Below are 11487 nucleotides of genomic sequence, written 5' to 3' on the forward strand. Positions count from 1 at the left end.
AAAAATGGGGATTCTGCGGGAAGAGTGGGAGAATGCAGGCAACCTACCTGCGAAGGATGTATGCGACCTCCATACCCATACTCTAGCATCTGACGGCATGCAGCCGCCAGCGGAGAATGTACGGCTTGCTAAGGAGAAGGGGCTAAGCGCTGTTGCCATTACGGATCATGATACAGTAGCTGGCGTGAAGGAAGCCTGTGAAGCAGGAGCGAAGTACGGAATAACCGTTGTGCCTGGTGTAGAGATCAGTACGCGTGCTGGTGGCAAAGACATTCATGTGCTGGGCTATTATGTTGATCCTGAGAATGAACAATTTCTCTCACGTTTGGAAGGGCTAAGAGATACCCGGGCACTTAGGAATGAAGCGATAATTACCAAGCTGCAAGACCTTGGTATTGCGATTACCTTGGAACAGGTTATAGCGGGGATCGGGCGGGAATTGAAGCCTGATGAAAGCATCGGCCGGCCACATATTGCCGACGAGCTGGTTCGGCTTGGGGCAGCTACCGATATGAGAGATGCCTTCAACAAGTATTTGGCCGAGGGTGCAGCGGCCTATGTGTCACCTCCTAGAATCACACCGGAGGAAGCTTGCGAGTGGATCATTGAGGCAGGAGGGTCTCCAGTATTAGCCCATCCGGGTTTGTACGGGGATGACCTTCTGGTGCGAGATATTCTGGAGCAAGGCGCTTTTAAAGGGATTGAGGTCTATCACTCTGATCATGGACCTGCGGAAGAAGAACGTTACCAAGTTATGGCTGAGGATTATAATCTGTTAATAACCGGAGGTTCTGACTTTCATGGTGCCCGTCAAGGCGTGATTTTTCACGGGGATATCGGCAGTGTTACGGTTTCTACAGAAGTACTGAAGTTTTTAAACAAAAAGGCATGAAATTAGTGCGGAGCGAATTATAAAAAACCTCCAGCTATAGATGTTCAACATCTGCAGCTGGAGGTTTCTTTATATCTAGTATTTAGCTTCTCAAAGTATTTGGAAGACTCTTAATTCTTTCCTCATTGGGTGTGACGAACAGTGTCTTTTGATGATCATAGATTACAAATCCCGGCTTGGAACCGCTTGGTTTACGTACATAGCGGATCAATGTACAGTCCACAGGCACACTGCTGGACTGTTTGGCTTGGCTGAAATAAGCGGCAAGCTGAGCGGCTTCTTCCAGCGTTGCATCTCCAAATTGCTCACTTCGGATGACCACGTGTGATCCGGGGATGTCCTTGGTATGCAGCCAAGTATCATTCGGAGAAGCCAGTCGATTGGTGACGTATTCGTTCTGCAAATTATTTTTGCCGACATAAATATCGATTCCTTCTGAAGAGGTGAAGACCTGTAATGTGGGTCTGGTGGCCTTTTTCTTCTTTTTGCCCTTTTTGCTCCGGTCTCGCAGATAACCTTGGCTTACAAGCTCGTCGCGGATCTCCTCAATATCGTTGAGGGAAGCGTGGGCAAGTTGCTGCAGCAGACTCTCCATATACAGAATTTCCTCATGCGTCTTCAAAAGCTGTTCATTAATGACAAGCAGGCTGTTTTTATATTTGTTGTATTTTTTGAAATAACGTTGTGCATTGTCCGAAGGATTTAATAACGGATCGAGCGGAACCACCATTTCCGCCTGATTTTCATCATAATAATTGACCAAGGAGGCTTCTTTATCCCCTTTGGATACCGCGTGTAATGAAGCGAAAAGCAACTCACCCCAAATGCGGTAACGATCCGCATCCTGAGCTTCGTCGAGATCCTTCTGCAAATTAGCGAGTTTCTTAACGTTTTTGCTCCGTTCATTGCTGAGGAAGCGGATCAAATCACTCACCCGTTGCTTTACAGTATCGCGCTCGGCTTTATCCCCGTAATAATCCTCCATACATTCACTGATGGAGTTGTAATGTTTCGCACTCTCACCCAGAAGTGTTAAGGGGATCGCAGAAAAAATCATCTTACCTTTTGCGTTTGCACCTGCAACAGGAGAAAATTCGTTATCGCGTACGGATCCCATTACAGAATGGAAGGCAACCCATAATTGTGTCGGAAATGCTGCTTCGGATTCTGTAACTTCGCCTTTATCCAGGGTGTTTCTCAGACGAAGAGCAATTTCACCAGCAATCAGTGGGCTCATTCCGCTGAAAGCATGTACCATCCAGCCCACGGGGTCAGCTGAGGGAGAAGGACCGCCAGAGCCGTCAGGTTTTTGCTCTACTGCTTCTTTTGTGATCAGATTAGCAAGCTCACCCTCAATGATTTCTTCTGGCTCAGTCTCCTCCTCAACATCCTCTATCAGTGCAGCTTCTTCAGCAGCCGAGATTAAATTGAGAAATTGCTCCTGACCAATCTCCAAAGGGTTCAGCTTATGTTGCTGTGGCGGCTCTGTATAGGCGATGCCGGGCATCACAATCCGATAGCTGCTGATCGATGGAGTTACATGATGAATGCCGTCTATGATCGTTCCAGAGCTGAGATCAGTAAGAATGATGTTACTGTGTCGACCCATGAGTTCTATGATGATCTTTTTGGCAAAGACGTCACCAAGCTCATCTCTAGTCTTGACGTTTATGTGAATAATTCGTTCCATACCTACCTGCGTAATACTTTCAATGGTCCCTCCCTCACAATGCTTCCGCATAAGCATGCAGAACATGGGTGCTTCCGAAGGATTAATGCTGTTTCTTTCGGTAAAATGCACCCGAGGATACGTTGGATTAGCAGAGAGCAGCAGCTTGCCGCCGCCACCTGCGCCGCGCAGGTTAAAAATTAAATCGTGATTGTTCGGTTGATATATTTTTCCTATACGTGCACCTATGAATGATTGCAATTCGTGCACGATAGCTCGGGTAACAATGCCGTCTAATGCCATGATAAAGCTCTCCTGTCGCCGTGAAATGAATTTCTTAAATATAAGAAAGTAAAAGTTTCACACAATACTTATACCTTATATTTCTCGCTCAAACGCTTACCTGTCCTTATAAGGACGCCGAAGACGTCTATGCTCACCTCTCTATGATGCCATACTTTAGGACATTCGCGCAAAAGGGGAATTGGATAGGGGTGATATTATTGGACGACCTTGAATACATTTGTCATGAACAGGTGGAAAAGCTGTGCGCCGCCGGAAGTAAAGAAACGACCGGGAGGGAAAGAAAAGTCATGGAACAAAACAGTTGGCACCGTCTCGGTGCAGAAGAGCTGCAGAAAATGTTCAATGTCCAGCCAAGGACGGGCCTCAGTGATGAGGAAGCCGCGGAGAGACGAAAGGAGAACGGGTACAACGAGCTGTCGGAAGGAAAGACAGTATCTCCGTTTACCCTGCTGTTGAACCAGTTCAAGGATTTCATGGTGCTTGTGCTCATGGGTGCAACGCTTGTATCCGGGTTGCTAGGCGAATACTTGGATGCCATCACGATCATCGCGATTATCCTACTGAATGGAGCGCTTGGATTTGTTCAGGAGTTTCGCGCCGAACGTTCGCTAAGAGCTTTAAAGCAACTCTCCGCACCTTCTGCCAAAGTGCTACGTGGAGGGAATAGCGAGATTATCCCAGCCAAGATGTTGGTGCCAGGTGATATTGTCTTGCTGGAGAGTGGAGATCGGATTCCTGCCGATGTACGTTGGTTGGAATGCAGTGCTCTATATGTGGAAGAATCCGCACTTACTGGGGAATCATTGCCTGTCTCGAAGCATTCGGAAGCGATCCGTGCAGAAGAGATTCCGCTTGGTGATCAGAAGAATTTAGGCTTCATGGGCACTATGGTGACCAGAGGAACAGGGCGAGCTGTTGTAATCCGTACCGGTATGAACACGGAAATGGGTAAGATAGCGGATCTAATCCAAAATACGGATTCTCAGGAAACACCTTTACAGCATCGGCTTGAGCAGCTAGGAAAGATTCTGATCTACGTATCTCTGGGATTGACAATTGTAGTTGTGGTAGCAGGTATTCTGCATGGACAGCCTGCCACCTCCATGTTCTTAGCTGGTGTGAGCTTGGCAGTTGCCGCGATTCCGGAAGGTCTCCCCGCTATTGTAACTATTGCGCTTGCGCTAGGCGTGCAGCGGATGATCAAACGCAAGGCTATCGTTCGTAAATTGCCGTCAGTGGAAACGTTGGGCTGTGCCTCGGTAATCTGTTCAGACAAGACAGGAACATTAACGCAAAATAAAATGACGGTGACCCGATTATGGACGGGTGGACGTGGTCTTGAGGTAACAGGTGAAGGGTATGCTCCAAATGGACAGGTTCTGGAGAAAGGCAAAGCAGTGGATCTAAAACATGATCAAAGCTTACGGCGGATGTTGCAGGTTGGCGCATTATGCAGCAACGCGGAAATTATTGAGACCTTCCAGTCTGAAGTGCGAGGCAAACGAAAAGGGAAGGATAAGGATGCTGTTCTTGAAAAGTCTGCAGACAACACTTCCGTTTGGGAACTGAAGGGCGACCCGACAGAAGGAGCGCTCGTGGCACTGTCAGGAAAGATGGGACTGACCGCTCAGACGCTTGCCGTAACCTACACTCGTGAACAGGAATTTCCGTTTGATTCTGAGCGGAAGCTGATGTCTGTGATCGTAGGCCATCCGGGAGGACGGATGGTATGTACCAAAGGTGCGCCCGATGTATTGCTGAATCGCTGCGCATATATGCTTTGGGAGGGCGGTGTTGTGCCTTGTACGCCAACTTTGCGGCAGAAGGTGCTTGATGCCAATGAGCAAATGGCTTCAGGAGCCCTTCGTGTGCTAGGTATGGCTTACCGGGATATGCGTCCAAATGAACATGTGAATAGTGAAAAGGATGCGGAGAATCAATTAGTCTTTATTGGCTTGGCAGGAATGATCGATCCGCCACGTCGTGAAGTCCGCGATGCCATCAGTGTCACACGCCGGGCAGGGATTAAGACGGTTATGATTACTGGTGATCATGGAACAACTGCCGAGGCAATTGCTCACCAGCTGGGAATTCTGCAGCGTGGTGGAACGGTGCTGACAGGCGCTCAGTTAACCCGGATGGATGATGATGAGCTGGATAAGATATCGGACAATGTGTTTGTATTCGCCCGCGTATCTCCAGAGCATAAGCTTCGGATCGTTAAATCTCTACAACGTCACGGTCACGTAGTGGCTATGACCGGAGATGGAGTGAACGACGCTCCAGCCATTAAGGCTGCAGATATCGGGATATCCATGGGGATCACAGGTACAGATGTGACCAAGGAAGCATCGTCACTTGTTCTCGGGGATGATAACTTCTCAACGATTGTTGCTGCCATCGAAGAAGGCAGAAATATCTATGAGAATATTCGTAAATTCATTCGTTATCTGTTGGCATCCAATGTGGGAGAGATTCTGACTATGTTTTTTGCCATGATGCTGGGTCTGCCTTTACCACTCGTTCCGATCCAAATTCTTTGGGTCAATCTAGTGACAGACGGACTGCCAGCGATGGCACTTGGAGTGGATCAGCCCGAGAAGGATTTGATGGAGCATAAACCTCGTGGTGCGAAAGAAAATATTTTTGCCCGCCGCTTAGGCTGGAAAATTATAAGCCGTGGATTCTTGATTGGTTTATGTACGCTAGGAGCATTTTGGCTAACTTTACGTATAGCACCAGAGAATCCTGCACAATTGATTCGGGCACAGTCCGTTGCTTTTGCAACACTAGTTATGGCACAGTTGATCCATGTGTTCGATTGCCGCAGTTCGCGTTCAGTGTTCCACCGCAATCCGTTCCAGAATAAGTATCTAGTGCTTGCCGTGTTGTCATCAGTCTTACTGATGCTGGCCGTAATGTACGTGCCTGTGCTCCAGCCTGTCTTCAAAACAGTGCCGCTCAATTTCCGCGAATGGTGTCTGGTGTTTGTAACAGCGGGGATCCCAACCTTCTTGATGGGTGCCGGCAGTGTTTGGGGTGGCAAACGTAATCGTGGACGCAGCGGCAGTAATCCGATGATAAAAAGTACAAAAATTTCAGCATAAAGTCAATACTAATGCTCCATTCCTAAAGGTATACTTGTTGCAGTTAACCGCTCATATGCTTGCGAAATGCTCAATTACACAGAACTTTAAGCTTAAGCGAATGCTAACATAACATAACCTTTAGGAGTGGACTTTTAATGGAATTCACAAAAATGCACGGCCTCGGTAATGACTTCATCGTTGTTTTCGGCGAGCAAGAGCTGCCAAGTAATGCAGCGGAGCTTGCTGTAACCCTATGCAACCGGTTCTTTGGAATCGGTGCTGACGGACTGGTATATATCCTGCCTTCTGAGCGTGGCGATTTCAAGATGCGTATTATGAATTCTGATGGTTCGGAGGCGGAGCAGTGCGGAAATGCCATTCGCTGTGTCTCTAAATATGTATATGACCACGGACTGGTAAGCTCAGAGCAGATTGTAATAGAAACGATTGGTGCCGGAGAACAAAAGGTTACTTTAAACGTGAAAGACGGTGTTGTGGAGACTGTAACCGTAGATATGGGCGAACCTGTATTATCCGGTCTGCAAATTCCAGTATCTATTGATGCAGAGCCAGTGCTCGCTCAGCCGATTGAAGCGGACGGAACCGAATTTAAGTTCACAGCGGTATCCATGGGAAATCCTCATTGCGTGATTTACGTAGAAGATGCAGTGAATTTTGATCTTGCCACATGGGGACCTAAGCTTGAGGTACATCCTTTGTTCCCGAGAAAAGTAAACGTTGAATTCGCAACGGTACTGGATCGGGGCAGAGTGGATATGCGTGTCTGGGAACGTGGGGCAGGACCTACGCTTGCCTGTGGCACTGGAGCCTGTGCAACCCTTGTCTCCTCTGTGCTGAATGATCTTACAGACCGGGCGGCTTGGATTAGTCTAAAGGGCGGCGATCTCTATATTGAATGGAATGAAGAGGATAATCATGTGTATATGACTGGACCTGCTGAGGTCGTATTCACGGGCAGTGTAGCAATATAGAAAAATAATAAAAAGGCAGTCCAAGAGCACATTCTTGGACTGCCTTTTTTGTGTTTCTAACCTGAGGTGACTTTAAGCAGCCGAATAATGGAAGGAGTAACCGGGAATAATACTACAATGTTTATGAAAAAAAGGAGGGGAGCTTGTTGAACATCAACGGGTTAACTAAAAAAAATAAATCCGGTAAGGGACAGCAAGCTGACCCGGCAGGTCCAGGTTCTGGAGTGAGATTAACCATTTATCTGGAGCAGACGCTAAACAATATCATAACCGAGCTGGGAGATAGTCCGGATCTTAGAATCCGCCAGGTAAAGCTTGGTGAGGAATCCGTTGTTGAGGCTGCTGCGGTACATCTTAATGGTCTAGCTAAGACAGAAACCGTTAATCAATTTGTAATGGGTTCATTGCTCTCCATTACGGATGAGATGCTCAAGGAAAGCAATACTGCAGCAAATAATCTGAATGACCTCATCTTAAACCGTGCCCTGGAAATAGGTGAAGCGCAGCTGCAGGAGGATTGGAACGAGGTGCTGCTCGGAATTCTTTCTGGGAAGACACTGATTCTCATTGAAGGTTATGACAGTGGCATCATGTGTGAGACTGAAGGTGGGGAAGCTCGTTCTGTCACTGAACCCTCCACTCAGCTAGTTGTGCGTGGTCCAAAGGATAGCTTTGTTGAATCTTTGGCTACGAATGTCTCATTAATACGCAGAAGAATAAGATCACCCAAACTAAGACTCGAGCATGTGAAGATCGGGTCGGTAACTCAGACCGATGTGGCTTTAATGTACATCAAGGATACTGCGGACGAGAAGCTGGTTGAAGAAGTTAGAAAACGGCTGCAGCAGATTAATGTAGATGCCATCATGGAATCCGGTTATATCGAAGAGCTGATTCAGGATAAGACCTTTACCCCTTTTCCAACCATCAATAACAGCGAGCGGCCAGACGTTGCTGCAACGAATCTGTTAGAAGGGAGGGTAGTGATTGTCGTAGATGGCACCCCCTTTGTATTGATTTTGCCTGCGGTTTTCACTCTTTTTTTTCAGTCAGCTTCGGATTATGCGCAAAGGTTCGATATTGCTATTCTGATGCGAATTATTCGGTATATCAGTTTTATCGTGCTTATTCTAGGGCCTTCCGTGTATATAGCTTTGACGACGTTTCATTATGAGATGATCCCTACGACTTTGCTGATCAACCTTTTATCGCAACGGGAAAATGTGCCTTTCCCCGCTTTTGTCGAAGCTATTCTAATGGAAGGTGCGTTTGAGATCATCCGGGAAGCGGGAGTAAGAATGCCGCGTGCAGTTGGGCAGACCGTATCTGTAGTAGGTGCTCTGATTCTTGGTCAGGCCGTGGTAGAGGCTGGAATTATTACGCCCGTTATGGTGATTGTGGTCGCGTTGACCGGGATTGCGAGCTTTGCCATTCCAGCGTATAACATGGCGATTGCGGGCAGAATTATCCGTTTTGGTTTTTTGATATTGGCCGGTATGTTTGGTTTTTACGGGATTACTTTAGGTTTAATCGTACTGGTTGCACATATGAACAGTCTGCGTTCTTTTGGCGTTCCTTATTTGTCTCCAATAGTGCCTTTGTCATCCAGAGGTCAGAAGGATGCCGTCTTAAGGCTGCCTTTGTGGGCGCTTGGCACAGCAGAACCAGCTCCTGCTACTGCGCAGCAAGGGAACATTTCAGAAGGGAAGGAGATCACAACCGGACATGAACAGAACCTATCTCCAAAAATTCTTGATAAGACTAAAGGGACACAGCCGCATAAGAAAGGAAAGCAAGATTCTGAGTAAATGCAATTTTTTCTTAGCAGGACTTTTACCTTGCGTATTGATCTGTCTTAGTCTCACAGGCTGCTGGGATAGTGTGGAATTAAACAGAAGAGCCATCGTTTCCGGTGTGTCCATAGATAGAGGACCTACAGAAGAAGAGAAATATGTATTATCCTTTCAGGTTATCGTTGCTGACGAAATCTCTGGGAAGAACGCTAGAGGGACTTCACCTGTTTCGGTTTATAAAGGTAGCGGCCGCACTATGTTTGAAGCATTAGCTAATGCCTCGCGTCAGACTGCACGTTTTTTGTCTTTAGGACATATTAGGGTGGTCATCATTTCCGAGAAGTTCGCTCAAGAAGGCATCAAGGATATCATGGATGTGCTGGAAAGGGAAAGCGAAACCCGGCTGACAAGCCTGATTTTTATTTCCAAGGGACAGCCTGCAAGTGAATGTATGACGACTATGACCGTGTTCGGAAGGATTCCAGCCAATGATTTGGTGGAGAAGCTGCAGACAACCTCTAAACAATTCGGATATAACTATCGGATGGAAGTGGATGATATTATCCGGGGGATTCAGGTTCCTGGTGGGGGGCCTGTGATCAATGGCGTGCTAGTGACTGGAGATTTGGACCAGAGGGAGAGCAACGATAATTTAAAGAACATAAGTCCGAAGACCATAATAAAGGTTACCGGTCTTGCAGCTTTTAAAGAAGACAAGCTTAAAGGATGGCTGCTCGGCGAAGAGGCGATCGGTACCGTTCTACTTAAGAATAAAATATCTCAGATGCCGGTATTGGTCTCGATAGGGGAGAAGGACTATATATCGTTTAATGTGTATTTATCACAGGTACATATCCACGCTGATGCGAAAGATATAGAGCATCCTATCTTCACGGTTAATGTCACTCAGCAGGCTGGATTAAAGGAATCGCCCAATGGCTTGGATCTAACAGATCCAACAGTGTTAAACGATCTTTCGAAGCTTTTGGAAAAGAATATTCAAGAACAGATCCGCGCTGCCATAGCAACTGCCCGTTCATTAAAAAGTGATTATCTAGGTTTCGGTGAAGCAGTAGAAAGAGCTAATCCACGTGGCTGGAAACAAGTAAAAGATCATTGGGAGAGTATATTTGAAACCTGCCAGATTAATATCGAGGCTGATGCTGTGATCAGGCATACGGATATGCGAAGTGATTCCTTTCAATCCAAGAATAAGTAATGACAATAAAGGAGGGGCAGCTATGGGAAAGATAAAAATAGGACTACTCCAATTTTTCACGTTGACTTTGTTGTTTGAGCTGGGAACAGCGCTGGTAGTGAATCTTGGGATGGAGTCTGGTAAAGATGCGTGGATTTCCATACTCCTCGGAAATTTGATCGGTTTGATTGTATTTTCGGGGTACACTTATTTGTACAGAAAGTTTCCGGATCTCCCCTTAACGGCTTATACCCGCAAGCTATTGGGAAAATCCTTAGGTACGGTGATTTCCGTTCTCTACATTACCCTATTCCTCAATTTAGCGGGTCGTGATTTACGGGATGGCAGTTCCATGCTGGTTATGGCTACTATGCACCGCACACCTTTGTTTATTATTTCAACGTTGATGATCTTATCTTCTGCGTATGTTTTGCATAAAGGAGTAGAGGTATTATCCCGAACTTCATTGGTATTCGCAACTCTTGTAATGCTGATAGGAATATTTTGCTCGATCATGCTGATGTTATCGGGCTCAATTAATTTGAATCGATTACTTCCTATTTTTGAGAATGGGTTCCAGCCTGTGATTGATTCTGTTATTCGCCAGAACTATATGTTCCCTTTTGGTGAAATGATTTGTTTTACCATGCTAATGCCCTATCTGAACAATGTTAAAAAAGGTCCTTGGGTCATCGCCGCAGGGATATTTGTTTCAGGTTTGCTCTTAAGTCTGACTATGATGCTGAATATTTCCGTGCTTGGCACAGATATAGTGAAACGGTCACCCCTCCCTCTGATGCCCACGATTAGCAAGATTTCAATCTCCGATTTTATTCAACGTGTGGATATTCTAATTGTTATGGTGCTGATTATCGGCGTTTTTTTCAAAATGTCTGTGTTTTTTGCGGCCGCACTTATAGGAATTTCGGAATTGTTCAAGATTCCTTACCGGAGAATGGTCTATCCCTGTGCTCTGATCATTCTGTTCAGCTCGATGTTGAATGCGCGGAGCTTTACTGAACATATTAATGAGGGGGGGAGATTGTTATATACGATTTTTCCCTTCTTTATGGTGTTGATCCCTGTAATTCTTATCATCGTTGCGGCGATAAGAAGTCATCTTTCCCCGCCACGTTCTGGTTGATGTCCTGTTTTCCAGTAATAGATATCGGGGATGAACAAGCAGAGCAGCAAAATACAAACAGTTGCTTTCTCAGAGGCAGTGTATAACAGGTAATTAAGGATATATCCAATGTTACCCAGCCCATAGCCATACAGCCAATCTAGCAAATAAATATACAGCAAGCAGAGAGTGGCTAGCAGTAAAGTTACAGCGTATTTTCGGATCAGAAACTTTCTTGTTTTTTTCTTCAAAGTATTCTCTCCTTTATGGAAATAACGGCATTAACGTTAGTATGAAGCTTTTTACATATGAACATGCATGGTGATATTTTGGTCTAAATGCTTTTCTTTTGTAAAGCTTATCATCCATACCGATTTATGTTACATTAGTATGAAACTAAAGTTAGAAACTAATGTGGCAGGGGA

8 protein-coding genes are annotated in these 11487 nt (G+C 46.0%); 6 read left to right on the plus strand and 2 right to left on the minus strand.

Annotated features, from left to right (window positions below):
* Window positions 1-4: 4 nt before the first annotated feature.
* The gene (locus MKX34_RS12935) at window positions 5-892 is read left to right on the plus strand and encodes a PHP domain-containing protein (RefSeq protein ID WP_076297752.1); all 888 of its coding nucleotides are present in this window, start codon (window positions 5-7) and stop codon (window positions 890-892) included.
* An 82-nt stretch (window positions 893-974) separates the two neighbouring features.
* On the opposite strand, the gene MKX34_RS12940 is transcribed toward MKX34_RS12935, so the two are convergent.
* Window positions 975-2864 (minus strand): NFACT RNA binding domain-containing protein, encoded by a 1890-nt coding sequence (locus MKX34_RS12940; RefSeq protein ID WP_076274917.1) that lies wholly within the window; start codon window positions 2862-2864, stop codon window positions 975-977.
* Between the two features lie 290 nt (window positions 2865-3154).
* On the opposite strand from MKX34_RS12940, the gene MKX34_RS12945 reads away from it, so the two are divergent.
* From MKX34_RS12945 to MKX34_RS12965, 5 genes are all read left to right on the plus strand, one after another.
* A complete protein-coding gene (locus MKX34_RS12945) occupies window positions 3155-5974 on the plus strand; it encodes a calcium-translocating P-type ATPase, SERCA-type (protein ID WP_036686174.1) in 2820 nt (939 codons plus the stop codon).
* A gap of 137 nt (window positions 5975-6111) precedes the next feature.
* Entirely contained in the window at window positions 6112-6948 is an 837-nt protein-coding gene (gene dapF / locus MKX34_RS12950) for a diaminopimelate epimerase (protein WP_038570307.1), read from the plus strand.
* Between the two features lie 146 nt (window positions 6949-7094).
* Window positions 7095-8756, plus strand: coding sequence for a spore germination protein (locus MKX34_RS12955; protein ID WP_063829831.1), 1662 nt, complete (start codon window positions 7095-7097; stop codon window positions 8754-8756).
* Window positions 8674-9960, plus strand: coding sequence for a Ger(x)C family spore germination protein (locus MKX34_RS12960; protein ID WP_080742471.1), 1287 nt, complete (start codon window positions 8674-8676; stop codon window positions 9958-9960). The genes MKX34_RS12955 and MKX34_RS12960 overlap by 83 nt, the downstream gene beginning before the upstream one ends.
* A 22-nt stretch (window positions 9961-9982) precedes the next feature.
* Window positions 9983-11083 (plus strand): GerAB/ArcD/ProY family transporter, encoded by a 1101-nt coding sequence (locus tag MKX34_RS12965; RefSeq protein ID WP_036686178.1) that lies wholly within the window; start codon window positions 9983-9985, stop codon window positions 11081-11083.
* Here MKX34_RS12965 and MKX34_RS12970 read toward each other — a convergent pair.
* On the minus strand, window positions 11056-11313 hold the full coding sequence (locus MKX34_RS12970; protein WP_076104794.1) for a hypothetical protein: 258 nt from the start codon (window positions 11311-11313) through the stop codon (window positions 11056-11058). The two genes, MKX34_RS12965 and MKX34_RS12970, sit on opposite strands and share 28 nt — an antisense overlap.
* Window positions 11314-11487: the final 174 nt, after the last annotated feature.

Source organism: Paenibacillus sp. FSL R5-0636 (assembly GCF_037974255.1).
GTDB lineage: Bacteria > Bacillota > Bacilli > Paenibacillales > Paenibacillaceae > Paenibacillus_AQ > Paenibacillus_AQ odorifer.